General features: G+C 65.9%; 26 protein-coding genes. 16 read left to right on the top strand and 10 right to left on the bottom strand.

Going from position 1 to position 26,466, the window contains the following annotated elements; translation table 11 throughout:
• Positions 1–89: 89 nt before the first annotated feature.
• Positions 90–731, bottom strand: a complete 642-nt coding sequence (locus CAG33_RS04210) for an HD domain-containing protein (protein WP_085580996.1) — start codon at positions 729–731, stop codon at positions 90–92.
• Positions 732–915: 184 nt separating this feature from the next.
• Here CAG33_RS04210 and CAG33_RS04205 point away from each other — a divergent pair, with 184 nt between their 5' ends.
• Positions 916–1,881 carry a GlxA family transcriptional regulator gene (locus CAG33_RS04205; protein ID WP_085580994.1) on the top strand — a complete coding sequence of 322 codons (966 nt, stop codon included), beginning with the start codon at positions 916–918 and terminating at the stop codon, positions 1,879–1,881.
• Between the two features lie 125 nt (positions 1,882–2,006).
• Here CAG33_RS04205 and CAG33_RS04200 read toward each other — a convergent pair whose 3' ends face one another.
• A complete protein-coding gene (locus tag CAG33_RS04200) occupies positions 2,007–4,418 on the bottom strand; it encodes a penicillin acylase family protein (RefSeq protein WP_085637087.1) in 2,412 nt (803 codons plus the stop codon).
• 104 nt (positions 4,419–4,522) lie between these two features.
• Positions 4,523–5,101: a DUF6436 domain-containing protein gene (locus tag CAG33_RS04195; RefSeq protein WP_085580990.1), complete on the bottom strand. Its 579-nt coding sequence runs from the start codon at positions 5,099–5,101 to the stop codon at positions 4,523–4,525.
• 97 nt (positions 5,102–5,198) lie between these two features.
• On the opposite strand from CAG33_RS04195, the gene CAG33_RS04190 reads away from it, so the two are divergent.
• Positions 5,199–6,146 (top strand): alpha/beta hydrolase, encoded by a 948-nt coding sequence (locus tag CAG33_RS04190; RefSeq protein ID WP_085580988.1) that lies wholly within the window; start codon positions 5,199–5,201, stop codon positions 6,144–6,146.
• Between the two features lie 144 nt (positions 6,147–6,290).
• On the opposite strand, the gene CAG33_RS04185 is transcribed toward CAG33_RS04190, so the two are convergent.
• Complete coding sequence (locus tag CAG33_RS04185) at positions 6,291–7,043, bottom strand: DUF2059 domain-containing protein (protein WP_085580986.1); 753 nt, start codon at positions 7,041–7,043, stop codon at positions 6,291–6,293.
• 108 nt (positions 7,044–7,151) lie between these two features.
• On the opposite strand from CAG33_RS04185, the gene CAG33_RS04180 reads away from it, so the two are divergent.
• The gene (locus CAG33_RS04180; protein ID WP_085580983.1) at positions 7,152–7,784 is read left to right on the top strand and encodes a 2OG-Fe(II) oxygenase; all 633 of its coding nucleotides are present in this window, start codon (positions 7,152–7,154) and stop codon (positions 7,782–7,784) included.
• Between the two features lies 1 nt (position 7,785).
• Complete coding sequence (locus CAG33_RS04175; RefSeq protein ID WP_085637084.1) at positions 7,786–8,271, top strand: DUF523 domain-containing protein; 486 nt, start codon at positions 7,786–7,788, stop codon at positions 8,269–8,271.
• 251 nt (positions 8,272–8,522) lie between these two features.
• Here the strand turns inward: CAG33_RS04175 and CAG33_RS04170 are convergent, their stop codons facing one another.
• Complete coding sequence (locus CAG33_RS04170; protein ID WP_085637081.1) at positions 8,523–9,101, bottom strand: transporter substrate-binding domain-containing protein; 579 nt, start codon at positions 9,099–9,101, stop codon at positions 8,523–8,525.
• Between the two features lie 134 nt (positions 9,102–9,235).
• Between CAG33_RS04170 and CAG33_RS04165 the strand changes: the two genes are divergently transcribed.
• Positions 9,236–9,661, top strand: coding sequence for a DUF4399 domain-containing protein (locus CAG33_RS04165; RefSeq protein WP_085580979.1), 426 nt, complete (start codon positions 9,236–9,238; stop codon positions 9,659–9,661).
• A gap of 63 nt (positions 9,662–9,724) precedes the next feature.
• On the opposite strand, the gene serA is transcribed toward CAG33_RS04165, so the two are convergent.
• On the bottom strand, positions 9,725–10,954 hold the full coding sequence (serA, locus tag CAG33_RS04160; RefSeq protein WP_085580977.1) for a phosphoglycerate dehydrogenase: 1,230 nt from the start codon (positions 10,952–10,954) through the stop codon (positions 9,725–9,727).
• Between the two features lie 204 nt (positions 10,955–11,158).
• Between serA and CAG33_RS04150 the strand changes: the two genes are divergently transcribed.
• From CAG33_RS04150 to CAG33_RS04135, 4 genes are all read left to right on the top strand, one after another.
• Positions 11,159–12,553 carry an FAD-binding oxidoreductase gene (locus CAG33_RS04150; protein ID WP_085637078.1) on the top strand — a complete coding sequence of 465 codons (1,395 nt, stop codon included), beginning with the start codon at positions 11,159–11,161 and terminating at the stop codon, positions 12,551–12,553.
• A 39-nt stretch (positions 12,554–12,592) separates the two neighbouring features.
• A complete protein-coding gene (locus CAG33_RS04145) occupies positions 12,593–13,258 on the top strand; it encodes a fumarylacetoacetate hydrolase family protein (protein WP_085580972.1) in 666 nt (221 codons plus the stop codon).
• Positions 13,259–13,551: 293 nt separating this feature from the next.
• Entirely contained in the window at positions 13,552–14,481 is a 930-nt protein-coding gene (locus CAG33_RS04140; protein WP_085580970.1) for an SdiA-regulated domain-containing protein, read from the top strand.
• A 108-nt stretch (positions 14,482–14,589) separates the two neighbouring features.
• Positions 14,590–15,507 (top strand): SdiA-regulated domain-containing protein, encoded by a 918-nt coding sequence (locus CAG33_RS04135; protein ID WP_085580967.1) that lies wholly within the window; start codon positions 14,590–14,592, stop codon positions 15,505–15,507.
• Between the two features lie 146 nt (positions 15,508–15,653).
• Here the strand turns inward: CAG33_RS04135 and rpiA are convergent, their stop codons facing one another.
• Entirely contained in the window at positions 15,654–16,328 is a 675-nt protein-coding gene (gene rpiA / locus CAG33_RS04130; RefSeq protein ID WP_085580965.1) for a ribose-5-phosphate isomerase RpiA, read from the bottom strand.
• 148 nt (positions 16,329–16,476) lie between these two features.
• Here rpiA and ilvA point away from each other — a divergent pair, with 148 nt between their 5' ends.
• Complete coding sequence (ilvA, locus tag CAG33_RS04125; RefSeq protein WP_085580963.1) at positions 16,477–17,991, top strand: threonine ammonia-lyase, biosynthetic; 1,515 nt, start codon at positions 16,477–16,479, stop codon at positions 17,989–17,991.
• Positions 17,992–18,030: 39 nt separating this feature from the next.
• Positions 18,031–18,456, top strand: a complete 426-nt coding sequence (locus tag CAG33_RS04120; RefSeq protein WP_085580961.1) for a DUF2269 family protein — start codon at positions 18,031–18,033, stop codon at positions 18,454–18,456.
• A gap of 114 nt (positions 18,457–18,570) precedes the next feature.
• Here CAG33_RS04120 and CAG33_RS04115 read toward each other — a convergent pair whose 3' ends face one another.
• Entirely contained in the window at positions 18,571–19,227 is a 657-nt protein-coding gene (locus CAG33_RS04115) for an HAD family phosphatase (RefSeq protein WP_085580958.1), read from the bottom strand.
• A gap of 143 nt (positions 19,228–19,370) precedes the next feature.
• Between CAG33_RS04115 and CAG33_RS04110 the strand changes: the two genes are divergently transcribed.
• A complete protein-coding gene (locus CAG33_RS04110) occupies positions 19,371–19,850 on the top strand; it encodes an RNA pyrophosphohydrolase (protein ID WP_085580957.1) in 480 nt (159 codons plus the stop codon).
• Positions 19,851–19,872: 22 nt separating this feature from the next.
• Entirely contained in the window at positions 19,873–22,152 is a 2,280-nt protein-coding gene (gene ptsP, locus CAG33_RS04105; RefSeq protein WP_085580955.1) for a phosphoenolpyruvate--protein phosphotransferase, read from the top strand.
• A gap of 35 nt (positions 22,153–22,187) precedes the next feature.
• Here the strand turns inward: ptsP and CAG33_RS04100 are convergent, their stop codons facing one another.
• A complete protein-coding gene (locus tag CAG33_RS04100; RefSeq protein ID WP_085637075.1) occupies positions 22,188–22,934 on the bottom strand; it encodes an NRDE family protein in 747 nt (248 codons plus the stop codon).
• A 131-nt stretch (positions 22,935–23,065) separates the two neighbouring features.
• Here CAG33_RS04100 and CAG33_RS04095 point away from each other — a divergent pair, with 131 nt between their 5' ends.
• The 3 genes from CAG33_RS04095 to CAG33_RS04085 all read left to right on the top strand — a co-directional run bounded on the left by CAG33_RS04095 (position 23,066) and on the right by CAG33_RS04085 (position 25,767).
• Positions 23,066–23,848, top strand: a complete 783-nt coding sequence (locus tag CAG33_RS04095; protein ID WP_085580951.1) for a sulfite exporter TauE/SafE family protein — start codon at positions 23,066–23,068, stop codon at positions 23,846–23,848.
• 81 nt (positions 23,849–23,929) lie between these two features.
• Positions 23,930–24,745 carry a prolipoprotein diacylglyceryl transferase gene (gene lgt, locus CAG33_RS04090; RefSeq protein ID WP_085580949.1) on the top strand — a complete coding sequence of 272 codons (816 nt, stop codon included), beginning with the start codon at positions 23,930–23,932 and terminating at the stop codon, positions 24,743–24,745.
• 50 nt (positions 24,746–24,795) lie between these two features.
• Positions 24,796–25,767, top strand: a complete 972-nt coding sequence (locus CAG33_RS04085; protein ID WP_085580947.1) for a thymidylate synthase — start codon at positions 24,796–24,798, stop codon at positions 25,765–25,767.
• Between the two features lie 203 nt (positions 25,768–25,970).
• Here the strand turns inward: CAG33_RS04085 and cadR are convergent, their stop codons facing one another.
• Complete coding sequence (gene cadR / locus CAG33_RS04080; protein ID WP_085580945.1) at positions 25,971–26,420, bottom strand: Cd(II)/Pb(II)-responsive transcriptional regulator; 450 nt, start codon at positions 26,418–26,420, stop codon at positions 25,971–25,973.
• Positions 26,421–26,466: the final 46 nt, after the last annotated feature.

Genomic DNA, 26,466 nt, shown 5'->3' with positions numbered 1-26,466 from the left:
TGCCCGCGATAGCGGTCTGACATTCAACAAATTTGTTGGCTGTTATGACGTCATCGCGGGCAAGCCCGCTCCCACAGGTTTTTATGTGATCAGGAAATCCACGGTGAGTGGCGGATGACCTCGACGAAGTTCATCGGCTTGAACCCCGGTTCCTGATCCTTCAGCACATCGGTCTTCACGTTGCCGAACGTGGTCTGCGGGCGGTGGCGCAAGCCGTCGGCGAACGCGCAGATGATGCACTCCTTGAACCCCTCGCCCCGCGGGTGCGCATGCACTACGGCTTCGCGCTGCACGTGGGTGAACGCGGCGTAGTCCATGCCCAGCACGTCCATCTCCACGCCGGCGGTCACCAGCGCCACGGTCGGGCGCAAGTGCTTGGGCACGCCCGGGGTGGTGTGCAGGGCGATCGACAGCCACACCTGCTCGATGTCGTCGTCGCTCAAACCGTAAGGCTTGAGGAAGGCTGCGGCCGCGTTGGCGCCGTCGACCTCGAAGCGCTCGTCGTCGCTGCGGTGGCCTTCGACCAGGCCCAGGTCGTGGAACATCGCGCCGACGTAGAGCAGCTCCGGGTCGTAGGCCAGTTGCCGGCGTTCGCCGCTCAGCGCGCCGAACAGGAACACCCGGCGCGAGTGGTGATAGAGCAGGTCGGACTCGATGTCGCGGATGTATTCGGTGGTGGCGCGGGCCAGTGCGCTGTCGGGGATGCTGATGCCGGCGATGGTGGTGCTCATGGGAGTCGTCCTCGTGGAAAACGCCGTGGCGGCGCTGATGGACAAAGTCTGTTCCCCGGCCCGGAACGGGACAATCGACCCATGGCTGCGATCCTTGCCAATGCGCCTGCAAATCGTGCCAGCTCGCTTCCGGAGCGCGGATTGGCTAAGGTTTGGGCCCTCGCCACAGGGATTTGCCTGAACCATGAACAGAACCGTCGCCATCGTGGTGTTCCCCGGCGTGCAGTCGCTGGATGTCACGGGCCCCATGGACGTGCTGGCCGAGGCCGGGCGCTTTCTGGCGCCGGAGGATCACTACCGCCTGGAAGTGATCGGCACCGAAACCGGGCCGGTGCGCTGCTCCAACGGCTTGGCGCTGACCCCCGACCGGCATTTTCGCGAAGCGTCGCAAACCTACGACCTGCTGCTGGTGGCCGGCGGACCGCAATTGCCGTTCACAACCTTCGGCGAGGCGTTCGATGGCTGGCTGCGCGAGGCCTGCGGGCGGGCGCGGCGCTTCGGCTCGATCTGCAACGGTGCGTTCATGCTGGCCCGTGCCGGCCTGCTGGAGGGGCGCACGGTGACCACCCACTGGAACGATGCCCAGGCCCTGGCGCAGCTGTGCCCGCAGGCCCGGGTCGAAGCGGACCGCCTGTATGTCGAGGACGGCGCGCTCTACACCTCGGCCGGGGTGACGGCGGGGATCGATCTGACGCTGTATCTGCTGGCGCGCGACCACGGCGCGGATGTGGCGCTGAACGTGGCCAAGCGCCTGGTGGTGTTCACCCAGCGCGCCGGCGGCCAGTCGCAGTTCAGCCCGTTCCTGACGCCCCACGCCGAGCCGACGTCGGCGGTCGCGCAGGTGCAGCAGTATGTGCTGGCCCATCTGGACGGGAACCTGGCCATCGCTGACCTGGCGAAGGCCGCGAACATGAGCGCACGCACGTTTTCCCGAGTGTTTGCCCGTGAGGCGCAGGTCACCCCGGCGGAGTTCGTCGAACGGGCACGGGTGGATGCGGCGCGGGTGATGCTGGAGAGCACGGCCTTGCCGCTCAAGACCGTCGCCTACCGGTGCGGCTTCCGTGATGCGCAGCACATGCGCAATGTGTTCAACCGCAGGCTCGGCGTGACGCCGCTGCAGTTCCGGCAGCACTTTGCGTTGCAGGTCTGAGGGGCAGGGGCGATCCGGCGGGCCTCATCGCGGGCAAGCCCGCTCCCACAGTGGTCTTCGGTGATCCGCGATACCTGTGGGAGCTGCGGTGTGACGACTCGACTTGCCAGGCGCCGCGCTGAAGGTTACTGGGCCGCCCGCGCCGGCAGCAGCTTGAGGGTGCTGCGGGTATTGGCCGTCACTTCCTCGTCGCTGAAGTGCGCCTGCACGTACATCCCGTCCACGTAGGCCTCGGCCTGATCGTCGTAGTGGCTGTCGAACGGCACGCCGCTCTGGCCCACCGGGTTGATGGTGAGGCTGTGGGCCGGGTCGGCGAAGTCGATCAGGCGCCGGGTGGACGGCCCGTAGGTGACCGGCCACGGCGCCGGGCCGATCTTCGCCGAGAGGTTGTTCGGCACCTCGTGGCTGCCCGGCGCGGCGTAGGGGCCGACGTTGAAGATCCGATCCAGGGGCTTCTGCTGGCCCAGCGGGTGGCCGTGGGTCAGGGTGTGCGCCGTGCCCCACTGCCAGCGCGCCGGGTCGTCGCCCAGGGTCTGCTTCAGGTGCGCCATGCTGGCCTGCCAGGCCGCCTTGACGGTGTCGGCGCGGGTTTCCTTTTCCGGGGTGGCGCGGTTGTCCCACCACGGTGAGTCGGCGTTCGCCGCCAGGCGCGGCAACGCGGCGTCGATCACCCGGGTCGACAGCAGCGTCTCGAAGAAGTCGTTGCCCAGCTCATCGCGCATCGCCGCGTCGGCGAGGTCGTACAGGAACTGGTTGAACACCGTCGCGCTGACCGAATCCAGCGGATAGTCGCCTTGCCACTGGGTCAGTTGCCCGATCAGCTTGAGCTGCGCCGGGTCGCTCACCACCTCACGCAGAACCGGCAGCAGCGGCGCCAGCAGGCGCGGCCCGTAGGCGGTGGCGGTGCCCAGCTGCAGCTTCTGGTTGGCCTCGTTGTCCCACTTCACGGACTTGTCGGCGAGCTGGCGGTTGAGCTGCTGGCCACGGTCGGCCAGGTTGTAGTAGCCGGGGATCTCCAGGCCGGTGGGCGACACCGGCTGGAAGTTGGCCGACACGATGTAGCCCCGCGCCGGGTTCTCTTCCTGGGGGTTGGCGCTGAAGGGGTAGTAACCGTCCTTGTCCGCCTGGCTGCTCGCGCCGTCGAGGATGAAGCCCGGCTTCACCCCGGCCGGACGCTTGGGCAGCAGGGCCGCCGCCCACCAGCCGATGTCGCCTTTGGCGTTGGCATAGACGATGTTCAGCCCCGGCGCCTGCACCTTGGCCGCCGCGGCGCGGGCCTTGGCCAGCGTGTCGGCGCGGTTGAGCTGGTAGAAACCGTCGAGGATCGGGTTGGGCGTTTCGAGGAAAGCCCACCACATGGCGATGGGTGTCTTGCCGGCGGCGGTGCCGAGGGCGTCGTTGACGATCGGGCCATGGGGCGACTGGCGCAGGGTGACGGTCACCGGCGCCTGGCCTTTCACCGCGATCTGCTGCTCGCTGCTGACCATGTCCGTCCACTGGCCGCGGTGCCAGACCTGGTTCGGGTTGTCCGGGTTGACCTTTTCGGCCACCAGGTCCAGGTCGTCGTTCTGGAACATGGTCAGGCTCCAGCCGAAGTCCAGGTTGTGCCCCAGGAACGCGAACGGCACCAGCGCCTGGTGATAGCCGTACAGCTCGAAGCCCGGCGCCGACAGCTGCGCCTCGTACCACACCGCCGGCACCGAGAAGCGGATGTGCGGATCCCCGGCCAGCAGCGGCTTGCCGCTCTTGCTGCGGCTGCCGGCGACCGCCCAGGCGTTGCTGCCTTCGAACTGCGGCAGGCCGTGGTCGATCAGCGCCTGTTCGCTGAGGCGGGCGAGGGCGTTCAGGTCTTGCCAGTCGCTGGCGGCCAGGGCCAGCGCCGAAGGGTTGCGCCCCTTGGCCAGCACACCCTTGGGCTGCCAGTCGAGGTCGAAGACATTCAGGTAGTCGGCGCCGAGCCGGTCGCGCACGTAGGTCAGCAACGGCTCGGTGCGAAACGCCGCCGCGAAGCTGTAGGCCATGTAGCCGGCGACGCTGATGCTGTCTTCGGCGGTGAACGGCCGCTTGGGGATGCCCAGCACGTCGAACTCGAGGGGGGCGGCGTGGCTGTCCTGATACTGGTTGATGCCGTCCAGATAGGCTTCCAGGGCCTTCCACGCCGGTGACTGGCGGTCGAGGCCGGCGACGTAGCTGGCGGCCCGTTCGCGGATGCGCAGGCTGCGGAACAGCTTGTCGGTGTCGAGCAACTTGGGCCCCAGCACTTCGGCCAGCTCGCCTCGGGCCAGGCGGCGCATGGCTTCCATCTGGAACAGCCGGTCCTGGGCGTGCACGTAGCCGAGGGCGCGGTAGAGGTCGGTTTCGCTTTCGGCGCGGATGTGGGGGACGCCGCGTTCGTCGTAGCGCACGGTCACCGAGCCTTGCAGGTTGCGCAGCGCCATCTGGCCCTGACGCGTCGGCTGCTTGCTGTACACGTAGCCGCCGGCGGCGACGAGCAGCGCGACGATGAGCAAGGCAAGAACGGTGAAGACGCGTTTCATGGTGACTCCTTGTGCGTTCGGGATCCCCGCCCATGGGGGCCGTCAACAATTAGCACAGACCTTGTGCGCCGTGCATCGCTGTCTTTCGAAAAGTCCGGAATGCCTTAAGGCCCGGTCGCCGGCCACGGACAATAGCAGCCGACCGCCAGCGTGTGGGTGGCGTTGACCGGGCGGTCTTCGCTGAGCGCATTGAGGATCGGTTCGATGAAGCTGTTGGCGGAGTTGCAGGTCAGGCCTTCGCTGTACGGCCCGAAGTATGCCAGCTTGCCGCTGCGGTCCCAGATCGCCACCGCCGGGCTTGCGGGGATCTGTTCGGCGCCGGGCAGCGCGTCGAGGGTCTTGAGGTTGCCGAGGCCGGCGGGCAACTGGCCGTGGCTGCCGGCCTTCTGCACCGCGAAGAACTCCACGCCCTTGGCGCTGAAGCGCTCGACCATCTCCGTCAGGTGCTGCTGGTTGCCGACGTTGCACGGGCAGGCGGGATCCCAGAAATGCACCAGGCGGATGCTGCCGGGACCGGCGAGGTCGTCCGGCAGGCGCAGCGGATCGCCGGAGAACACCGCCGTGTGTGAGCTGAAGGCGCGCAGGTAACGGCCCTGGAACCAGTCGTACGCCGCCCACAGCACCCCGGCGCACACGAGCGCGAGCAGGCTGGCGAACAGGGCGGTGCGGTAGGGCGGACGCATGGTTTTCGATCCTCGAAGGCCGGCTAGCTTGCCATGCCTGCCGCGACAGATGAATATCGCAGGCCGATAAAGTCTGTTCACCGTTCTGGAAGTGCCCATGTCTGCGACCTTCAACCCCGATCATCTGCGTGCCGGCCTGCGGCCCCTGGCCCAGTGGCAGCCGCTGTCGGACGAGGCCAAGGCGTACCAGCGGTTCTACCGCACCGACTTCCCCGAGCGCGACGTGTGGCGCGGCATGGGCCGCTTCGAGGTGGACGGCTACGAACTGGTCAGCCATTGCTGGTGGCCGGAGACCGCCAAGGGCACGCTGTTCCTGCTCCACGGCTTCTACGACCACACCGGGCTCTACCGGCATGTGATCGCTTGGGCGCTGGACCAGGGCTTCGCGGTGATCGCCTGCGACCTGCCGGGGCACGGGCTGTCGAGCGGCGAGCGGGCGAGCATCCGCGACTTCTCCGAGTACCAGGACGCCCTGCACGGGCTGTTCGCCGAGGCGCGCTCGATCGCCTTGCCGCAGCCGTGGCACCTGTGCGGGCAAAGCACGGGGGCGGCGATCGTGGTCGATCATCTGCTCGACCCGAACGTCGAGAGCCCCGCCCAGGGCCAGGTGATCTTGCTGGCGCCGCTGGTGCGGCCGCGGGCCTGGGGCTGGTCGCAGCTGAGCTACTATCTGCTGCGGCCCTTCGTCCGGGGCATCGCCCGGCGCTTCAGCGAGAACACCAACGATCCGGCGTTCCTGCCGTTCCTGCAGGCCGACCCGCTGCAGCCAAAGCGTTTGCCGACGAAGTGGGTCGGGGCGCTGTCGCGCTGGATCGAGCGCATCGAATACGCCAAGAAGAGCCCGCGCCGGCCGCTGATCGTCCAGGGCCAGGCGGACATGACCGTGGACTGGCCGCACAACCTTCAGGTGCTGAAGTGGAAGTTCGACCGGCCGCAGATCCTGATGCTGCCGCAGGCGCGGCACCACCTGGCCAACGAGGTGGTGGAGATGCGCGAGGAGTATTTCGAGTTCCTGAGCAAGCGGATCAAGGGCAACCAGCGGTAGCGGCCTTCCGGGCGCCATCGCGGGCAAGCCCGCTCCCACAGGTTTCGAGGCGTACACAAGGTTTTTGAACGACCGCGATCACTGTGGGAGCGGCGGTGCGACGATTCGACTTGCCCGCGATGGGGCCCTGTCAGGCGATACGGATCACTGGCCGAGGTTCGACGCGCTCTGGCCCACCGCCAGCCCCGCCCGGATCGCCGCCAGCGCCGCTTGGTAATAGGCCTTGCCCTCGGCGGACTCGGCGAAGGTCGCGAACTCTTCCAGCTCTTCGTCCGACAGGTCGCGGTAGACGTACAGCAGCGTGTTGTTCAGGTCGGCGCCGATCTGCTCCATCAGCCGCTGACGCTGGCCGTCGAGCATGCCCTGGGCCTGGCCGGCGCCGAGCAGGCCGGGAATCATCGAGCTGAGGCTGTCGGCCGCCACACCGGCGATCGCCAGGCTGACTTCGGCGCCGGCCTCGCGGGCGGGCAGCGCCTGGGCCAGGTGCCCGATGATCAGCAGGCGGCTGTCGCTGGCCGGCATCTTCGGCAGGCCTTTGGCGTTCTTCGCCAGTTGGTCGCGGCGGGTCGCCAGCAGCTCGGCGGCGACGATCTTCTTGCCCAGCGGCGACTGGAAAAAGGACAGGGCCGGTTTCGGGTCGGCGAGGTTCTGGCGCAGTTGCGCTTCGGCGCGCCGATCCACGGACTGAGGGGCGAAACGCTGGTTGCTGTTGTTGACCAGGGCCTGGAACACCGCCGGCGGCAGGCTGTTCTGATAGCGCTGCTGCGCGGCGCTCAGGGCGTCGTTGAAATGCGCGCGCTGTTCCGGCCAGCCGGCGACCTTGTACAGCTGGTCGTGGCTGTCTGCCCAGGCGGGCAACACGCAGAACATCAACAGTGAGAAAAACAAACGGCGCATAAGGACTCCTGTCAGCAGCCGACTATTCTCCGTGCGGTGCCGGTACTTGTCGAGAATTCGTATCAGGCCGCCGCGTGGCTCTGTCGGATTTCTCGCCGCCGGCATACTATGCGCGCCATGCCCATATCCTCTGATCACCCGCTGCTGCTGCGCATCGTCGACGACCTCGCCGACCATGGCTGGTCGCAGCAGAACATTTTCCTGCCCCAGGACCTGACCCGCGCGTTGGCGGCCGAGTGCCGCAAGCGCGCGGCCGAGGGCGAACTGGCACCGGCGGCGGTCGGGCGCGGCGCCTCCACGGAAGTCCGCGAAGGCATTCGCGGCGACCATATCCAATGGCTCGAACCGGGCCAGGACGCGGCCAGCGACCGCTACCTGAACCTGATGGACAGCCTGCGCGAGGCGCTCAACCGCGGGCTGTTCCTGGGCCTCGAAGACTTCGAGTGCCACTTCGCCCTGTATCCGCCGGGGGCGTTCTACCGCCGGCACGTCGACCGTTTCCGCGACGACGACCGGCGTGCGGTCTCGGCGGTGATCTACCTCAACGACGCTTGGCTGCCGGAGGACGGCGGCCAGCTGCGCATGTACCTGGACGACGAACGCATCCACGACGTGCAGCCCACGGGCGGTTGCCTGGTGGTGTTCCTCTCCGGCGACGTGCCCCACGAAGTGCTGCCGGCCAACCGCGAGCGCCTGTCGCTGACCGGCTGGTTCCGCCGCCGCGGCAACGAGCCGTTCTGAGATGGAGCGGATCCTGGTCAGCCGCTGCCTGCTCGGCCACCCCGTGCGTTACGACGGCGGGGCCGGCGGGCCGTTCGGGCTGCTGGAGCAATGGGTGGCCGAGGGGCGCGTGGTGCCGACGTGCCCCGAGGTGGCCGGCGGTCTGCCCACGCCCCGGGCGGCGGCGGAGATCCCAGGCGGGCAGGGCGGTGAAGTGCTGGACGGCACCGCCGCGGTCATCACCACCGACGGCGAGGACGTCAGCGCGCAGTTCCTGTCCGGGGCGCAGCAGGCCCTGGAGCTGGTGCGCCGCCACGGCATCCGGATCGCCGTGCTCAAGGCCAACAGCCCGTCCTGCGGCAACCGGCTGACCTATGACGGGACGTTCAGCGGGGTGAAGGTCTCGGGCGAAGGGGTCACCGCGGCGCTGCTCAAGCGCCACGGCGTGCAGGTGTTCAGCGAACTGGAGCTGCCGCAGGCCGCCGAGGCCCTGGCAGCGCTCGACTGACCTGCGGCGCTCCCGCTGCCGCCATCGCCAGCAGGCTGGCTCCCACAGATCCGGTGCCCAAGCACAAAACCTGTGGGAGCCGGCTTGCCGGCGATTGGGCCGGCCCCTCCGACATCACCGGCGCCTGACCCCATGCCTTCGCGGGCGAACCCCGCTTCTGCGTTGACCGCGAACGCTGCACTCAGCCTGGATCCTTGTGGGAGCCAGCCTGCTGGCGATGGCGTCCGCCAAGGCGCCGCAGGGCTACAGGCTCATGGGTTTTCGGCAGGCTGCTCCAGCCACTTCTGCGTCAGCGTCGCCAGCCGGCCGTCCGCCTTGATCCGCTGCAACGCGTTCTCCAGGCTCGCGTGGAACGCCGGGTTGCCTTTCTGGTACGGAATCGCCAGCGCCACCGGCGCTTCGTCCTTGGGCTTGCCCTCGGTCAGGGCCTGCACCAGCACCAGCGGGCGCGGCTGCTCGTCCTTCTTGGCCAGCCACCGCGGGTTGACCTGGCCGTAGGGTTCGCTGACGTCGAAACGATCCTTGAGCGCCGGGGTCAATGCCATGTGGTTGAGGGCGATGTCGTACTTGCCGCTTTCGACGCCCTGGAGCAGGTCGCCTTCGTCGGTGACGGTGAAGTCGGCCCGCACATCCAGCTCGTTGGCCAGCAGTTGCCCCAGCTCGACCTCGAACCCCGCGAGCGTGTCGCCGTCCTTGAAATTGAAAGGCGGTGTATTAGCCTCAAGGGCGATGCGCAACTCGCCGCGGTCGTTGATGTCATCCATCAGTTCGGCATGGGCCAGGGGGCTCAGAAGGGGAAGCAGGCAGATCAGGCCAGGCAGGAAACGCATGGTCACTCCTTTGAAATCATTGTCGCGGCCTGATGTTCAGGCTCGCTTTGCTATGGTTGACGAGTGCCTTCGACAACGAATGGTCATGAAGTTGTCATGACCGCGCGGATTTTACGGAAAAACTGGAGAAGAGAATGAAAACATTCATGTCACGTGCTGCTTTGGCTGGTTTGCTGATGGGCGTTTCGGTGCTGGCCAGTGCGGCCACGCCGGCGCCGAAGGGAGCCGAAGTGTTCATCGTTTCTCCCGAGGACGGAGCCACGGTTTCGCAGACCTTCACCGTCAAGTTCGGCACCAAGGATGTCGCGCTGGCACCGGCTGGTGATGCCACGCCGAATACCGGTCACCACCATCTGCTGATCGACGCCAAGGAGACTGTTCCGGTCGGCGCAGTGGTGCCGACCGACGCCAACCATATGCATTTCGGCAAGGCCCAGACGTTCGCAGAAATCAAACTTGCTCCGGGCCAGCACACCCTGCAGCTGGAGCTGGGCGACAAGAACCACATGGCGTTCGACCCGCCGATCGTTTCGGAGAAGATCACCATCACGGTGAAATGACGGTTCTGCGGGCATGAAAAAGGGAGCTCCGAGGAGCTCCCTTTTTTGTTGCTCAGCGACCGGTCAGAACAGCACGCGGCTGCGGATGGTGCCGTTGACGTGCTGCAGCTTCTCTTGCGCCAGCTCCGAGTACTCGGCGTCGACGTCGATCACCACGTAGCCGACCTTCTCGTTGGTCTGCAGGAACTGACCCGAGATGTTGATGCCGTTTTCGGCGAAGACCTTGTTGATCTCGCTCATCACGCCCGGGACGTTCTCGTGGATGTGCAGCAGACGGTGCTTGCCCGGGTGGGCCGGCAGGGCCACTTCCGGGAAGTTCACGGACGATACCGACGTACCGTTGTCGCTGTACTTGACCAGCTTCTCCGCCACTTCCAGGCCGATGTTGGCTTGCGCCTCGGCCGTGGAGCCGCCGATGTGCGGGGTCAGGATCACGTTGTCCAGGCCGCGCAGCGGGCTTTCGAACTCTTCGTCGTTGGAGCGCGGCTCCACCGGGAACACGTCGATGGCGGCGCCGATCAGGTGCTTGTCCTTGATCGCGGCGGCCAGGTGGTCCAGCTCGACCACGGTGCCGCGGGCGGCGTTGATCAGGATGCCGCCCTTCTTGATGGCGCGGATTTCCTTCTCGCCGATCATCCACTGGGTGGCGGCGGTTTCAGGCACGTGCAGGGTGACGATGTCGGACATGCCCAGCAGCTCGTGCAGGTTGCCGACCTGGACGGCGTTGCCCAGCGGCAGCTTGGTCACGGTGTCGTAGAAGTACACCTGCATGCCCAGGCCTTCGGCCAGGACCGACAGCTGGGTGCCGATGGAGCCGTAGCCGACGATGCCCAGCTTCTTGCCGCGGATCTCGAAGGAGTTGGCCGCGGACTTGATCCAGCCGCCACGGTGGCAGGAAGCGTTTTTCTCGGGGATGCCGCGCAGCAGCAGGATCGCCTCGGCCAGCACCAGTTCCGCCACGGAGCGGGTGTTGGAGTACGGCGCGTTGAACACGGCGATGCCGCGCTCGCGGGCCGCTTCCAGGTCGACCTGGTTGGTGCCGATGCAGAAACAGCCCACCGCTACCAGCTTCTTCGCGTGATCGAAGATCTCTTCGGTCAGTTGGGTGCGCGAGCGGATGCCGATGAAGTGAGCGTCAGCGATCTTTTCCTTGAGCTGGTCTTCCGGCAGGGAGCCTGTGAGGTACTCGATGCTGGTGTAGCCCGCCGCCTTGAGGACGTCGACAGCCGATTGGTGGACGCCTTCGAGGAGAAGGAACTTGATCTTGCTCTTGTCGAGAGAAGTCTTGCTCATCTGCGTAAACCTGTATCCCGGAGAAAAATGGCAGGAAATGGTCAACAGATGCTGACCCGGACGGCAGGAAAGCCGTCGCCGCAGAACCGCCGTTGGGCACTGGCCTGCGGGGTCGGTATGCTAGCATAGCCACCCCGCTAATCACTCATTCCTGCGACGTGAAGCGTCTTCAGGATGACCATGAATTGTTCGAGAGTTCTGTCGATGACCAATCCTGCCCTGATTGATGAACTGAAGACCCTGGTCGAGCCCGGCAAAGTCCTCACCGACGCCGACTCCCTGAACGCATACGGCAAGGATTGGACCAAGCATTTCGCCCCGGCGCCGAGCGCCGTCGTGTTCCCCAAGACCATCGAACAGGTGCAGGCCGTCGTGCGCTGGGCCAATGCGCACAAGGTGGCGCTGGTGCCGTCGGGCGGGCGCACCGGGCTGTCCGCCGCCGCGGTGGCGGCCAACGGCGAGGTGGTCGTGTCGTTCGACTACATGAACCGCATCCTCGACATCAACCTCACCGACCGCACCGCCGTCTGCCAGCCGGGGGTGGTCACCGAGCAGCTGCAGAACGCCGCCGAAGAGCATGACCTGTACTACCCGGTGGACTTCGCCTCCGCCGGTTCCAGCCAGATCGGCGGCAACATCGGCACCAATGCCGGCGGGATCAAGGTCATTCGCTACGGCATGACCCGCAACTGGGTGGCGGGCATGAAAGTCGTCACCGGCAAGGGCGACGTGCTGGAACTGAATAAGGACCTGATCAAGAACGCCACCGGCTACGACCTGCGGCAGCTGTTCATCGGCGCCGAAGGCACCCTGGGCTTTGTGGTCGAGGCCACCATGCGCCTGGACCGGGCGCCGAAAAACCTGACCGCGATGGTGCTCGGCACCCCGGACTTCGACTCGATCATGCCGGTGCTGCACGCCTTCCAGGGCAAGCTCGACCTGACCGCGTTCGAGTTCTTCTCCGACAAGGCGCTGGCCAAGGTGCTGGGCCGCGGCGACGTGCCGGCGCCGTTCGAGACCGACTGCCCGTTCTACGCGCTGCTGGAGTTCGAGGCGACCACCGAAGAGGTGGCCAACCTGGCCCTGGAGACCTTCGAACACTGCGTGGAGCAGGGCTGGGTGCTCGACGGCGTGATGAGCCAGAGCGAAACCCAGCTGCAGAACCTGTGGAAGCTGCGCGAGTACATCTCCGAAACCATCTCCCACTGGACGCCGTACAAGAACGACATTTCGGTCACCGTGGCGAAAGTCCCGGCGTTCCTCCAGGAAATCGACGCGATCGTCGGCAAGCACTACCCGGATTTCGAGATCGTCTGGTTCGGCCACATCGGCGACGGCAACCTGCACCTGAACATCCTCAAGCCGGACAACCTGAGCAAGGACGAGTTTTTCGCCAAGTGCGCCACCGTCAACAAGTGGGTGTTCGAGACCGTCGAGAAGTACAACGGCTCGATCTCCGCCGAACACGGCGTGGGCATGACCAAACGCGATTACTTGACCTACAGCCGCTCGCCGGCGGAAATCGAGTACATGAAAGCGGTCAAGGCGGTGTTCGACCCGAACGGCATCATGAACCCGGGCAAGATCTTCGCGGTTTGAGCGCAACCCTTGTGAATCAATGAAGGCAGGAGTCGGTAAATGAGCTATCAGCACCAATACGTCGACGGTACGCGGATTCACTTCCCGTTGGGGAAAGTGGTGTGCATCGGCCGCAACTACGCCGAACACGCCAAGGAACTGGACAACCCGGTGCCCACCGAGCCGTTGCTGTTCATCAAGCCCGGCAGTTGCGTGGTGCCGCTGGAGGGCGGGTTCAAGATTCCGACCGAGCGCGGTTCGGTGCACTACGAGGCCGAGATCGCCGTGCTGATCGGCAAGCCGCTGTCCACCCGGCCGAGCCGCGAGGAAGTGCTGGACGCCATCTCCGGCTTCGCCCCGGCGCTGGACCTGACCCTGCGCGACAAGCAGGCCGAGCTCAAGTCCAAGGGCCTGCCGTGGGAAATCGCCAAGTCCTTCGACGGTGCGGCGGTGATCGCCCCGTTCGTGGCCGCCGGCACCTTCGCCGACCTGACCGACATCGGCATCCGCCTGACCATCAACGGTGAAGTTCGCCAGGACGGCAACAGCAGCGCGATGCTCAACCCGATCGTGCCGATGATCCAGCACATGGCAGGCTGCTTCTCGCTGCAGGCCGGCGACGTGATCCTCACCGGCACGCCGGTGGGCGTCGGGCCGCTGAACGTCGGCGACGACATCGTGCTGGAGTTGCCGGGCGCCAGCCGCTTCACCAGCAGCGTGCGCTGATCCGTCATTGCCGCTGACGCCATCGCCGGCAGGCAGGCTCCCACAGGGTCTTGGAGCCTGTCAGGTATCTTGCGGATATCGGGGGGGGGGCCTCTGTGGGAGCCAGCCTGCTGGCGATTCGCTGGATCAGCCACCGCAAGGGATGGATCGGTGCAGCGGCCCCCACAGGCAAGGCGATCCCGCCATTTGCCGTTTTTTTCACATCCTGTACGGATAATTCCGGTCATTCTGGCGTCTGAGCCGGCCCCTTTGTGCTATTACCCATAGCCTGAATTTTCGGAACGCGTCCTCTGATGTCATCTCAATCGCTGCCCAAGCTCAAATCCGCCCGCCGCCCGCGGTTCGTCATGCGTGGGTATTCCTGGCTGCTGCTGGTGGGCGCCGTCGCTTATGGCCTGGCGTACGCCATGCACTGGGACGACCGGGGCCTGCTGTGGGTGCAGGAGCGTTTCGAGAGCGCCGCCGAGCAGAAGGAAAGCATCTGGCTGCCCGACTACCGCGCGGTGATCGACGCCAAGCTGTTGCCGGGGATGGAAAAGGACGAGGCGTCGGATCTCTCCTACGACCCGCAGACCAAAACCCTGTTTTCGGTGATGGGCAAGAACCCTTTCCTGGTCGAGCTGACCCTGCAGGGCGATGTGCTGCGCAAGATGCCGCTGGTGGGCTGGAGCAATCCGGAAGGCGTCACCGTGATGGAGAACGGCCTGCTGGCCATCGTCGACGAACGCGACCACCTGCTGTCGATCGTCAAGGTCGACGCCGCCACCCGCGAACTCAAGCGCGACGACTATCCGAAGTACGACCTGGGCCCGTCCAAGGATCAGAACAAGGCGTTCGAGGCCATCACCTGGGACAAGCGCAACCAACGCCTGCTGCTGGGCGAGGAGCGTCCGCCGGCGTTGTTCACCTGGAGCAGCGACGGCAGCCAGGCCCTCAAGGGTGACAAGCAGAAGCTGCCGAGCGACGAGCTGGACCTGCGCAACCTCTCGGCCCTGGCCGTCGACCCGCGCACCGGCCACACCCTGGTGCTGTCCGCCGATTCGCACCTGCTGCTGGAGCTGGACGAAAAGGGCGAGCAGGTCAGCTTCATGACCCTGCTCGGCGGCTTCAACGGCCTGAAGAAAACCATCCCCCGCGCCGAAGGCGTGACCATGGACGAGGCGGGTACGCTGTACATCGTCAGCGAGCCGAACCTGTTCTATCGCTTCGAAAAGCAGAAGTGACCCCGGCGCCCCAGGCGCGCGGTTGTCCTCACGGGCCGGCGGCCATTAAGCTTCAGTTCAGACGGGCGTGATATTCCATCCGCCCGTTTTGATTCCGAGCCCGTCCGCATGCGCCGATTCGCCCGTCCCAAACCCCTGTTCATTCTGCTGTCCGCGGTGGCCTTGATCGCGTTGATCGCCGTCGGCCAGTACCTGCGCCTGTTCGAACGGGCCTGGTTCAACCTGCATGCGCTGTGGCAGCCACACAGCGCCGAGGCCATCGGCCTTGACCGCTACCGGGTGGACGTCGAGGCGAAAACCATCGACGGGCTGGACGACGATGTGTCGGCCCTGACCTACGATCCGGTGCGCAACAGCCTGTTCACCGTCACCAACAAGAACGCCGAGCTGATCGAACTGTCGCTGGACGGCCGGATCCTGCGCCGGGTGGCGCTGATCGGCTTCGGCGATCCGGAGGCGGTGGAGTTCATCAGCGCCGACACCTACGTCATCACCGACGAGCGCCAGCAGCGGCTGATCAAGATCCACCTCGAGCAGGACACCACGTTCCTCGATGCGGCCGATGCGGAGCAGATGACCCTCGGCGTGCACATGAGCGGCAACAAGGGGTTCGAAGGCCTGGCCTACGATTCGGTGGGCAAGCGCCTGTTCGTGGCCAAGGAGCGGGACCCGATGCTGATCTATGAAGTGCACGGCTTTCCCCACTTCAATCCGGAGAAGTCCTACGCCGTGCACGTGATCAACAACCCCAAGCGCGACGCCGGGATGTTCGTGCGGGACCTGTCGAGCCTGCAGTACGACGAGCGCAGCGGCCATCTGCTGGCGCTGTCCGACGAGTCGCGGCTGATTCTGGAACTGGATGTGGACGGGCGCCCGTTGAGCACGATGTCGCTGAGCGGGGGCCGGCAGGGCCTGAAGAAGACCGTGCCGCAGGCCGAAGGCATTGCGATGGACGATGACGGGACGCTGTACCTGGTGAGCGAGCCGAACCTGTTCTACGTCTTCAAGAAGCCTGCGCAAAACTGATTCGCACCCAAAAACACTGTGGGAGCGAGCCTGCTCGCGATGAGGGAGTTTCAGTCACTGAACAGGTCGACTGACACACCGCTATCGCTGGCAAGCCAGCTCCCACAGGTTTTTCATCTGCCCAGAAGAATGTGGGCAGTTTCGGGTTACTCAGCCTTCAGGGTTTTCACGCCTTCGCTGGTGCCCAACAGCAGCAGGTCCGCCGGACGCGCCGCGAACAGGCCGTTGGTGACCACGCCGACGATGGCGTTGATCTGCGCTTCCAGTTCCACCGGGTTGGTGATCTGCAGGTTGTGCACATCGAGGATGATGTTGCCGTTGTCGGTCAGCACGCCTTCGCGGTAGACCGGGTCGCCGCCGAGCTTCACCAGTTGGCGGGCGACGTGGCTGCGGGCCATCGGGATGACTTCCACCGGCAGCGGGAACGCGCCGAGCACCGGCACCAGCTTGCTGGCGTCGGCGATGCAGATGAAGGTTTGCGCCACGGCGGCGACGATCTTCTCGCGGGTCAGGGCCGCGCCGCCGCCCTTGATCAGGTTCAGGTGGGCATCGCTTTCGTCGGCGCCGTCGACGTAGAACTCCAGGTTGCTCACGGTGTTGAGCTCGTACACCGGGATCCCGTGGCCCTTCAGGCGCGCGGCGGTGGCTTCGGAGCTGGCGACCGCGCCGTCGAACGCGCCCTTGTGCAGGGCCAGGGCGTCGATGAAGCAGTTGGCGGTGGAGCCGGTGCCGACCCCGACGATGCTCTTGTCGTCGAGTTTAGGAAGGATGAAGTCGACGGCGGCCTGGGCCACGGCCTGTTTGAGTTGATCCTGGGTCATGCGGGCTCCGGAAGCGGGCAAGGTAAGAACGGAAAGGCCGGCATTATAGCCCCAAGCCGGGGTAAAACCTCGGGATTCGTGTGGTCGTGCGGCCAAAAGCCGGGTTAGACTCCTTGGCCCTGCCCAACCCGCCCAGTGATGCCTTCCGATGCTCGAACAGTACGTCAAAAAGATCCTCACCTCGCGCGTTTACGACGTTGCCGTAGAAACCCCGCTGCAGAACGCCCGCCAGCTCTCCGAGCGGCTGGGCAACGACATCTGGCTCAAGCGCGAAGACTTGCAGCCGGTGTTCTCGTTCAAGATCCGCGGGGCCTACAACAAGCTGACCCAGCTGACCGACGAAGAGCGCGCCCGCGGCGTGGTCACCGCCTCGGCGGGCAACCATGCCCAGGGCCTGGCCCTGGCGGCCAAGGTGCTGGGGGTGAAGGCCACCATCGTGATGCCCAAGACCACCCCGGAGATCAAGGTCGAAGGCGTGCGCTCACGGGGCGGCAAGGTGGTGCTGCACGGCGACTCGTTCCCGGAGGCGCTGGCCTATTCGCTGAAGCTGGTCGATGAGAAGGGCTACGTCTACATCCACCCTTACGATGATCCGCACACCATCGCCGGGCAGGGCACCGTGGCGATGGAGATCCTGCGCCAGCACCCGCAGCCGCTGGACGCGATCTTCGTGCCGGTCGGCGGCGGCGGGCTGATCGCCGGCATCGCGGCGTACGTGAAGTACCTGCGCCCGGACATCAAGGTCATCGGCGTCGAGCCCGACGACTCCAACTGCCTGCAGGCGGCGATGGCGGCGGGCGAGCGCGTGGTGCTGCCGACGGTGGGCATCTTCGCCGACGGCGTGGCGGTGGCCCAGATCGGCCAGCACACCTTCGACATCTGCAAGGACTACGTCGATGAGGTGATCACCGTCAGCACCGACGAAATCTGCGCGGCGATCAAGGACATCTACGACGATACCCGCTCGATCACCGAACCTGCCGGCGCCCTGGGCGTGGCCGGGATCAAGAAGTACGTCGAGCAGCGCGGCGTGGCCGGCAAGACCTTCGTCGCCATCGACTCCGGCGCCAACGTCAACTTCGACCGCTTGCGCCACGTGGCCGAGCGCGCCGAACTGGGCGAGGGCCGCGAAGCGATCATCGCCGTGACCATCCCGGAGAAGGCCGGCAGCTTCAAGGCGTTCTGCGAGGCCATCGGCAAGCGCCAGATCACCGAATTCAACTACCGCTACAGCACCGGCAGCGAAGCGCACATCTTCGTCGGCGTGCAGACCCACCCGGACAGCGACCCGCGCAGCGCGCTGCTGGCGAGCCTGACCGAACAGGGCTTCCCGGTGATCGACCTGACCGACAACGAACTGGCCAAGCTGCACATCCGCCACATGGTCGGCGGGCGCGCGGCGCAGGTGGTCGACGAGGTGGTGCTGCGCTTCGAGTTCCCGGAGCGTCCGGGGGCGCTGTTCAACTTCCTCAACAAACTGGGCGGGCGCTGGAACATCTCGATGTTCCACTACCGCAACCACGGCGCGGCGGACGGCCGGGTGGTGGCGGGCCTGCAGGTGCCGCACGAGGAGCGCCACCTGGTGCCGGCGGCGCTGGAGGCGATCGGCTACCCGTACTGGGACGAGAGCGACAACCCGGCCTATCAGCTGTTTCTCGGCTGAGCGGCTACGCTGATGGGCAGGCCATAAGGAAACCGGATCATGGAAACGTTGACTGCACTCAAGGTGGCGCACACGGCGGCGACGGCCGTGTTGTTGCTCGGCGCGCTGGGCCTGGGCGCCTGGGTGTTCCTGGCGCGGCGCAAGGGTGACGCTACCGCGGGCAGCCGCACGCTGCAGCGGCCGCGGGTGTTCGTCTGGCTGCTGATGGCGCTGGCGCTGCTGAGCATGCCGTTCACCGGCTGGTGGATGGTGCATCTGGTGGGCTGGCCGCTGGGGCAGACCTGGCTGCTGGCCTCCAGCGTGCTCTACACCGTGGCGGCGCTGGCGTGGTTCTGGCTGCTGGTGCGGCTGAACCGGCTGCGCAAGGCGCCGGGCGGGGTGGGGCGGTTCAGCCTGGCCTTGGCGCTGTTCGGCCTGGTCTGCTTCGTGGCGATTGCCGGGTTGATGGGGGCCAAGCCTGTTTAGGGCCTTCAACCGAGTCGTCCCCATCGCCAGCAGGCTGGCTCCCACAGTTTTCAGATGCCACATTCGGGTTCACTGAAGGTTCCTGTGGGCGCTGGCTCGCCAGCGATGGCGGCATCAGCCGCGCAGGCTGAGCACAGGCCAGCCCCGCTTCTGGGCCTCGGCCAACAGGTTCGGATCCGGATCCACCGCCACCGGGTTCGCCACCTGCTCCAGCAGCGGCAGGTCATTCATCGAGTCGCTGTAGAAGTAACTGCCTTCCAACGAATGCCCGGTCTCTTCCAGCCAGCGGTTCAGCCGCGTCACCTTGCCTTCACGGAAGCACGGCACGTCGGTGCTGCGCCCGGTGTAGCGGCCGTCCTGCATCTCGCACTCGGTGGCGATCAGGGTCTCGACGCCCAGGCGCACGGCAATCGGCGCGGTCACGAAACGGTTGGTGGCGGTGATGATCACCAGTTTGTCGCCGGCGTCGCGGTGCCGCTTCAGCAGTTCCAGCGCCTTGGGCAGCATGATCGGCTCGATGCAGTCGCGCATGTAGTCGCTGTGCCATTGGTCGAGCACGGCCATTTCGGTGCGGCCGAGGATCTCCAGGCAGAAGTTCAGGTACGCGGCGTTGTCCAGCTGGCCGGCCAGGTAATCCTGGTAGAACTCGTCGTTGCGCGCCTTGTAGGCGACCGGGTCGAGGAAGCCGCGTTCGCACAGGTAGTCGCCCCAGGCGTGATCGCTGTCGCCGCCCAGAAGGGTGTTGTCCAAATCGAAGAGTGCCAGGCGCATTGCAGTTACCCGCTGAAAAGTCAGTGAAAAGGGGACAAGAATACGGTCTTTTCACAAGAGTGCACATAAGCTGGGAACCTTCGTTGCCGCCTTCACGACCTTTGTGGAACAATGCGGCGACATGCGTTTGCGAGGTTGTTGCCGTGATCGACCCCGATGGTTTCCGCCCCAATGTCGGGATCATTCTGACGAATGACGCCGGCCAGGTGCTATGGGCCCGCCGTATCAATCAGGACGCCTGGCAGTTTCCGCAAGGGGGGATCAACCCCGACGAGACGCCGGAAGACGCCTTGTACCGCGAGCTGAACGAAGAAGTGGGCCTGGAGCGCGAAGATGTTGAAATTCTCGCCTGTACCCGGGGCTGGTTGCGCTATCGTTTGCCGCAACGCCTGGTGCGGACCCACAGCCAGCCGCTGTGCATCGGCCAGAAGCAGAAGTGGTTTCTCCTGCGCCTGATCTCCAACGAGCAGCGGGTGCGGATGGATTTGACCGGTAAACCGGAGTTCGATGGCTGGCGCTGGGTCAGCTATTGGTATCCGTTGGGCCAGGTGGTGACATTCAAGCGCGAGGTGTACCGGCGCGCCCTCAAAGAGCTTGCCCCGCGCCTGCTGGCGCGCGACTGACGACGGAGTTCGACCCCGAGCCATGCTCAATACGCTGCGCAAGATCGTCCAGGAAGTTAACTCCGCCAAGGATCTCAAGGCGGCGTTGGGGATTATTGTGTTGCGCGTCAAAGAGGCCATGGGCAGCCAGGTCTGCTCGGTCTACCTGCTCGACCCCGAGACCAACCGCTTCGTGCTGATGGCCACCGAGGGCTTGAACAAGCGCTCGATCGGCAAGGTCAGCATGGCGCCCAACGAAGGTCTGGTCGGCCTGGTCGGCACGCGTGAAGAACCCCTGAACCTCGAAAACGCCGCGGACCACCCGCGCTACCGCTACTTCGCCGAGACCGGCGAGGAGCGCTACGCCTCGTTCCTCGGGGCGCCGATCATCCACCACCGCCGCGTCGTCGGCGTGTTGGTCATCCAGCAGAAAGAACGCCGCCAGTTCGACGAAGGCGAAGAAGCCTTCCTCGTGACCATGAGCGCCCAGCTCGCGGGCGTGATCGCCCACGCCGAGGCCACCGGCTCGATCCGCGGCCTGGGCCGTCAGGGCAAGGGCATCCAGGAAGCCAAGTTCGTCGGCGTGCCGGGGTCGCCGGGTGCGGCGGTCGGCACCGCGGTGGTCATGCTGCCGCCGGCGGACCTGGACGTGGTGCCGGACAAGGCCGTCGCCGACATCGATGCCGAGCTTGCGCTGTTCAAGAACGCCCTCGAAGGCGTGCGCGCCGACATGCGCGCCCTGTCGGCCAAGCTGGCGACCCAGCTGCGCCCCGAAGAGCGGGCGCTGTTCGACGTCTACCTGATGATGCTCGACGATGCCTCGCTGGGCAGCGAAGTCACCACCGTGATCAAGACCGGCCAATGGGCCCAGGGCGCCCTGCGCCAGGTGGTCACCGATCACGTCAACCGTTTCGAACTGATGGACGACGCCTACCTGCGGGAGCGGGCCTCGGACGTCAAGGACCTGGGCCGCCGCCTGCTCGCCTACCTGCAGGAAGAGCGCCAGCAGAACCTGGTCTACCCGGAAAAGACCATCCTGGTCAGCGAAGAACTGACGCCGGCCATGCTCGGCGAGGTGCCGGAAGGCACGCTGGTCGGCCTGGTCTCGGTGCTCGGTTCGGGCAACTCCCACGTCGCGATCCTGGCCCGGGCCATGGGCATCCCGACGGTGATGGGCCTGGTCGACCTGCCGTACGCCAAGGTCGACGGCATCGAAATGATCGTCGACGGCCACCGCGGCGAGGTCTACACCAACCCCGGCGAAGTGCTGCGCAAGCAGTTCGCCGAAGTGGTGGAAGAAGAGAAGCAGTTGGCCCTGGGCCTGGACGCGCTGCGCGACCTGCCGTGCGTGACCCTCGACGGGCACCGCATGCCGCTTTGGGTCAACACCGGCCTGCTGGCGGACGTGGCCCGCGCCCAGAAGCGTGGCGCCGAAGGCGTCGGCCTGTACCGCACCGAAGTGCCGTTCATGATCAACCAGCGCTTCCCGAGCGAAAAGGAACAGCTGGCGATCTACCGCGAGCAGCTCGCCGCGTTCCATCCGCAGCCGGTGACCATGCGTACCCTGGACATCGGCGGCGACAAGGCGCTGTCGTACTTCCCGATCAAGGAGGACAACCCGTTCCTGGGCTGGCGCGGCATCCGCGTCACCCTCGACCACCCGGAGATCTTCCTGGTGCAGACCCGCGCGATGCTCAAGGCCAGCGAAGGCCTGAACAACCTGCGGATCCTGCTGCCGATGATCTCCGGCATCCACGAGCTGGAAGAGGCGCTGCACCTGATCCACCGGGCCTGGGGCGAGGTGCGCGACGAGGGTACCGACGTGCCGATGCCGCCGGTGGGGGTGATGATCGAGATTCCGGCGGCGGTGTACCAGACCAAGGAACTGGCGCGGATGGTGGACTTCCTGTCCGTCGGCTCCAACGACCTGACCCAGTACCTGCTGGCCGTGGACCGCAACAACCCACGGGTGGCCGACCTCTACGACTACCTGCACCCGGCGGTGCTGCAGGCCTTGCAGATCGTGGTGCGCGACGCCCACGCCGAAGGCAAGCCGGTGAGCATCTGCGGCGAAATGGCCGGCGACCCGGCGGCCGCGGTGCTGCTGATGGCGATGGGCTTCGACAGCCTGTCGATGAACGCCACCAACCTGCCGAAGGTGAAGTGGATGCTGCGTCAGATCAACCTGAGCAAGTCCAAGGACCTGCTGGCGGAGCTGATGACCATCGACAACCCGCAGGTCATCCACAGCTCGCTGCAGCTGGCCCTGAAGAACCTGGGGCTGTCGCGGATGATCAACCCGGCGCCGGTCAAGACCGCCTGAGGGCATGTGGCGAGGGAGCGAGCGCCTTCGCCACGTCAGAGGCTCAGGTCCACCTCCCCGAGATGCCCGCCGAACGGGCCGAAGCTGCGCTCCACGATCCGGCGCGTGCCGTCCGCCTGCACGATCAGCGCCGTGCTCGCCCGCGTCCCGTAGCTCTGGCTGGCGATGAACACGCTCGACAGCAGCGACTCGGTCGTCCGTCCCACGCCGGTGTCCGGCAACTCCGCCTCCGGCGCCGGCTGCGCGTCGGCCAGCAGCGCCAGCAACCGTTCGGGCTGCGGATCGTCCAGCGCCGCGCTCAGGGCCGCCTTGGCCTTGAGCAGTTTCGGCCAGGGCGTGTCCAGCCCGGCGTTGGACAGTCCGTAGACCCCTGGCGGCAGCATCACCGGCTCCGTGTCGCGGGCGTTGAAGTGCCACAGTTCGTGGGCGTTGCCCAGCAGCAGGTTGAACCCGGCGTACTGCGCCGAGCGTTCGACGACATCGGCCAGATAGTCGTCGATCGACAGCTCCCCGGTCAGGAACCCGGCCACCAGCCCGCCCCGTGAGCGCTGCGCCGGCGGCTGGCCGGGGTCGCGGATGTTGGTCAGCGCCGCGAACCGGCCGTGGGCGCCCAGGCCCAGCCAGGTGCCGCCGGCCTCAAGGTCTCGCCCGGCGTGGACATGAGGCGCCTCCGGCCAGGGGGCCAGCGGCAGGCTGGGCCGGGCGTAGAACTCGTCGCGGTTGGCCGCGACGATCAGCGGCTGGGCATGATCCGGCCGCCAGGCGAAAACGATCAGGCACATAAGGTTGTCCTTGTGCGTTTTTTGCTCACTTTACGCAGTCATCGTCCGCGCATCCATCGCAAGTGGAGCCCGAGGCCATGCATCCGTTACCATGCCGCTCCGGTTTTAGGGACGCGTCGGGGGAGGCGGTCATGGAATTTCTGCTCTATCTGGCGTTGGGCGCCTGCGCAGGCGTGCTGGCTGGGCTGTTCGGGGTCGGCGGCGGGATCATCATCGTCCCGGTGCTGGTGTTCAGTTTCACCTTGCAAGGCTTCGATCCGTCGATCCTGACGCACCTGGCGGTGGGCACGTCGCTGGCGACGATCATCTTCACCTCGGTCAACGCCGTGCGCGAGCACCACCGCCGGGGCGCGGTGCGCTGGCCGATCTTCGTCTGGATGACGGTCGGCATCCTGGTCGGCGCCGGCCTGGGCGCGCTGACTGCCGAAGCGATCTCGGGGCCTCACCTGCAAAAGATCATCGGCGTGTTCGCCCTGGTGATCGCCGCGCAACTGGCCCTGGAGGCCAAGCCCAAGGCCAGCCGCACGGTGCCGGGCAAGCTCGGCCTGACCGTGGCCGGCAGCGTGATCGGCTGGGCCTCGGCGATCTTCGGCATCGGCGGCGGCTCGCTGACCGTGCCGTTCCTGACCTGGCGCAGCGTGCCGATGCAGCAGGCGGTGGCGACATCGTCGGCCTGCGGTTTGCCGATCGCGGTGGCCAGTGCGATAAGTTTCATGATTCTGGGCTGGCACGATCCGCTGCTGCCGGCCCATAGTCTCGGTTTCGTGTACCTGCCGGCGCTGTTGGGGATCGCCCTGACCAGCATGGTCTTCGCCCGCCTCGGCGCGCGCCTGGCCCACAAACTGTCGCCGAAGTTGCTCAAACGCCTGTTCGCCGCTTTGCTGTTCTGCGTGGGCCTGAACTTTCTGTTGTGAGCCGGCGCAATCCTGACTTAATCCTGAGGTGGCAGCGTCCCCCGGGAATGTTGAAGACCTGAACTCTAACGAGGAGTCGCAATGCTGCCTTACCCGCAGATCGACCCGGTGGCGGTTGCCATCGGTCCGTTGAAAATCCACTGGTACGGGCTGATGTACCTGATCGGCATCGGCGGCGCGTGGCTGCTGGCGTCGCGCCGGCTCAACCGTTTCGACCCGACCTGGACGAAGGAGAAGCTCTCCGACCTGGTGTTCTGGCTGTCCATGGGCGTGATCGTCGGCGGGCGCCTGGGCTACGTGCTGTTCTATGACCTGAGCGCCTACCTCGCCAACCCGACGCTGATCTTCGAGGTGTGGAAGGGCGGCATGTCGTTCCACGGCGGCTTCATCGGCGTGATGCTGGCGGCGCTGTGGTTCGGCAAGCGCAACAACAAGTCGTTCTTCCAGCTGATGGACTTCGTCGCGCCGATGGTGCCGATCGGCCTGGGCGCCGGGCGCATCGGCAACTTCATCAACGCCGAGCTGTGGGGCAAGCCGACCGACGTGCCGTGGGCGATGATCTTCCCGCCGTTCAGCGATCCGGCGCAGTTGCCGCGTCACCCGTCGCAGCTTTACCAGTTCGCCCTCGAAGGCGTGGCGCTGTTCCTGATCCTCTGGCTGTTCTCGCGCAAGCCGCGTCCGACCATGGCCGTCTCCGGCATGTTCGCGCTGTTCTACGGGATCTTCCGGTTCATCGTCGAGTTCGTCCGCGTGCCGGACGCGCAACTGGGCTACTTGGCCTGGAACTGGCTGACCATGGGCCAGGTGCTGTGCGTGCCGATGATCGTCGGCGGGCTGTTCCTGATCTGGCTGGCCTACCGTCGCGCGCCGGCGGCGCCGGTCGCTCCGACGGCTTAACATACGGACCCCGGCGCCGGACGCCGGGGCTCAAAGGAAACAGGTAACCCATGAAGCAATATCTTGATCTGGTGTCCCACGTCATCAACAACGGCACCAAACAGGCCAACCGTACCGGCGTGAACACCATCAGCTTTCCGGGCGCCATGCTGCGCTTCGACCTGCAGGAAGGCTTTCCGGCGATCACCACCCGCAAGATGGCCTTCAAGTCGGCCATCGGCGAGATGTGCGGTTTTCTGCGCGGGGTGAACAACGCCGCCGAGTTCCGGGCGCTGGGCTGCAAGGTCTGGGACCAGAACGCCAACGAGAACGCCCAGTGGCTGGCCAACCCGTTCCGTCAGGGCGAGGACGACCTGGGCGAGATCTACGGCGTGCAGTGGCGCAAATGGCCGGCGTACAAGCAGATCCCGCTGAGCAACGCCGCCGCCATCGAGCAGACCCTGAGCCAGGGCTACCGGCAGATCGCCGAGGGCGAAGAGGACGGCCAGGCCTACGTGGTGCTGTACAAGGCCATCGACCAGGTGCGCCAGTGCGTCGACACGATCATCAAGGATCCGGGCAGCCGGCGCATCCTGTTCCACGGCTGGAACTGCGCCCAGCTCGACGAGATGGCCCTGCCGCCGTGCCACCTGCTGTACCAGTTCCACCCGAACGTCGAGACCAAGGAAATTTCCCTGACCCTCTACATCCGTTCCAACGACCTGGGCCTGGGCACACCGTTCAACCTCACCGAAGGCGCCGCGCTGCTGAGCCTGATCGGCCGCCTGACCGGCTACACGCCGCGCTGGTTCACCTATTTCATCGGCGATGCGCACGTCTACGAGAACCACCTGGACATGCTCAACGAACAGCTCAAGCGCGAGCCGTTCGCCATGCCGAAACTGAAGATCTCCGACCGCGTGCCGGAATTCGCCAAGACCGGCGTGTACCAGCCGGAGTGGCTGGAACTGGTCGAGCCAAGCGACTTTTCCCTGGAAGGCTACGAGCACCACGCGCCGATGACCGCGCCGATGGCGGTCTGAGGCCCGGCTCCGCAGAGCCTGGGCTGACGCCATCGCCAGCAGGCTGGCTCCCACAAGGAGTTCGGTTGGATGCTGGGGTGGCGTTCACTGCAAGACAATGTGGGAGCGAGCCTGCTCGCGATGACGGTGTGTCAGCCAAGGATGGATCGGCTGACAGACCGCTATCGCTGGCAAGCCAGCTCCCACAGGGATATTCGGTGATCTTAATGGCCGTGGCTGCGGCCCACATGGGAGTGTTCCACTTCCGTCGCCGTAACCCCGCCGCTCACTTCCAGCCGTTGCAGGATCCCGCACTGATCCGCCTCCGGCCCTTCGCCGCAGCGTTGGCGCAGGTCGAGCAGTTGCGCCTGCAAGGCCAGCAGGCCGTCGATCCGCGCCTTCACGTGCTGGATGTGCTCGTCGATCAAGGCGTTCACGCTTTCGCACTGGTCCTGCGGGCTGTCGCGCAGGGTGAGCAAGGCGCGGATCTCTTCGAGGGTCATGTCGAGGGTGCGGCAGTTGCGGATGAAGGTCAGCCGCTCGGCGTGGGCCTGGGTGTAGACCCGGTAGTTGCCGTCGCTGCGGGCCGGTTCCGGCAGCAGGTTTTCGCGTTCGTAGTAGCGGATGGTCTCCACGGCGCAGTCGGTGAGTTTCGCCAGTTCTCCGATCTTCATGACGGCAATCTCCAAAAGGGTGCTTGACCCTATAGTGGCTACAGGG

The sequence above is a fragment of the Pseudomonas sp. B3(2017) genome (assembly GCF_002113595.1).
Taxonomy (GTDB): domain Bacteria; phylum Pseudomonadota; class Gammaproteobacteria; order Pseudomonadales; family Pseudomonadaceae; genus Aquipseudomonas; species Aquipseudomonas ekonensis.
This window is presented reverse-complemented; position numbering and strand designations above follow the sequence as displayed.

Coding starts and splice junctions, on each gene's coding strand:
- ilvA (WP_085580963.1), top strand. CDS start 16,477: ATGCTCGAACAGTACGTCAAAAAGATCCTCACCTCGCGCGTTTACGAC.
- CAG33_RS04145 (WP_085580972.1), top strand. CDS start 12,593: ATGAGCTATCAGCACCAATACGTCGACGGTACGCGGATTCACTTCCCG.
- CAG33_RS04190 (WP_085580988.1), top strand. CDS start 5,199: ATGTCTGCGACCTTCAACCCCGATCATCTGCGTGCCGGCCTGCGGCCC.
- CAG33_RS04205 (WP_085580994.1), top strand. CDS start 916: ATGAACAGAACCGTCGCCATCGTGGTGTTCCCCGGCGTGCAGTCGCTG.
- CAG33_RS04095 (WP_085580951.1), top strand. CDS start 23,066: ATGGAATTTCTGCTCTATCTGGCGTTGGGCGCCTGCGCAGGCGTGCTG.
- rpiA (WP_085580965.1), bottom strand. CDS start 16,328: ATGACCCAGGATCAACTCAAACAGGCCGTGGCCCAGGCCGCCGTCGAC.
- CAG33_RS04165 (WP_085580979.1), top strand. CDS start 9,236: ATGAAAACATTCATGTCACGTGCTGCTTTGGCTGGTTTGCTGATGGGC.
- CAG33_RS04115 (WP_085580958.1), bottom strand. CDS start 19,227: ATGCGCCTGGCACTCTTCGATTTGGACAACACCCTTCTGGGCGGCGAC.
- CAG33_RS04150 (WP_085637078.1), top strand. CDS start 11,159: ATGACCAATCCTGCCCTGATTGATGAACTGAAGACCCTGGTCGAGCCC.
- CAG33_RS04135 (WP_085580967.1), top strand. CDS start 14,590: ATGCGCCGATTCGCCCGTCCCAAACCCCTGTTCATTCTGCTGTCCGCG.
- CAG33_RS04210 (WP_085580996.1), bottom strand. CDS start 731: ATGAGCACCACCATCGCCGGCATCAGCATCCCCGACAGCGCACTGGCC.
- CAG33_RS04185 (WP_085580986.1), bottom strand. CDS start 7,043: ATGCGCCGTTTGTTTTTCTCACTGTTGATGTTCTGCGTGTTGCCCGCC.
- CAG33_RS04120 (WP_085580961.1), top strand. CDS start 18,031: ATGGAAACGTTGACTGCACTCAAGGTGGCGCACACGGCGGCGACGGCC.
- lgt (WP_085580949.1), top strand. CDS start 23,930: ATGCTGCCTTACCCGCAGATCGACCCGGTGGCGGTTGCCATCGGTCCG.
- serA (WP_085580977.1), bottom strand. CDS start 10,954: ATGAGCAAGACTTCTCTCGACAAGAGCAAGATCAAGTTCCTTCTCCTC.
- cadR (WP_085580945.1), bottom strand. CDS start 26,420: ATGAAGATCGGAGAACTGGCGAAACTCACCGACTGCGCCGTGGAGACC.
- ptsP (WP_085580955.1), top strand. CDS start 19,873: ATGCTCAATACGCTGCGCAAGATCGTCCAGGAAGTTAACTCCGCCAAG.
- CAG33_RS04100 (WP_085637075.1), bottom strand. CDS start 22,934: ATGTGCCTGATCGTTTTCGCCTGGCGGCCGGATCATGCCCAGCCGCTG.
- CAG33_RS04200 (WP_085637087.1), bottom strand. CDS start 4,418: ATGAAACGCGTCTTCACCGTTCTTGCCTTGCTCATCGTCGCGCTGCTC.
- CAG33_RS04085 (WP_085580947.1), top strand. CDS start 24,796: ATGAAGCAATATCTTGATCTGGTGTCCCACGTCATCAACAACGGCACC.
- CAG33_RS04175 (WP_085637084.1), top strand. CDS start 7,786: ATGGAGCGGATCCTGGTCAGCCGCTGCCTGCTCGGCCACCCCGTGCGT.
- CAG33_RS04180 (WP_085580983.1), top strand. CDS start 7,152: ATGCGCGCCATGCCCATATCCTCTGATCACCCGCTGCTGCTGCGCATC.
- CAG33_RS04140 (WP_085580970.1), top strand. CDS start 13,552: ATGTCATCTCAATCGCTGCCCAAGCTCAAATCCGCCCGCCGCCCGCGG.
- CAG33_RS04195 (WP_085580990.1), bottom strand. CDS start 5,101: ATGCGTCCGCCCTACCGCACCGCCCTGTTCGCCAGCCTGCTCGCGCTC.
- CAG33_RS04170 (WP_085637081.1), bottom strand. CDS start 9,101: ATGCGTTTCCTGCCTGGCCTGATCTGCCTGCTTCCCCTTCTGAGCCCC.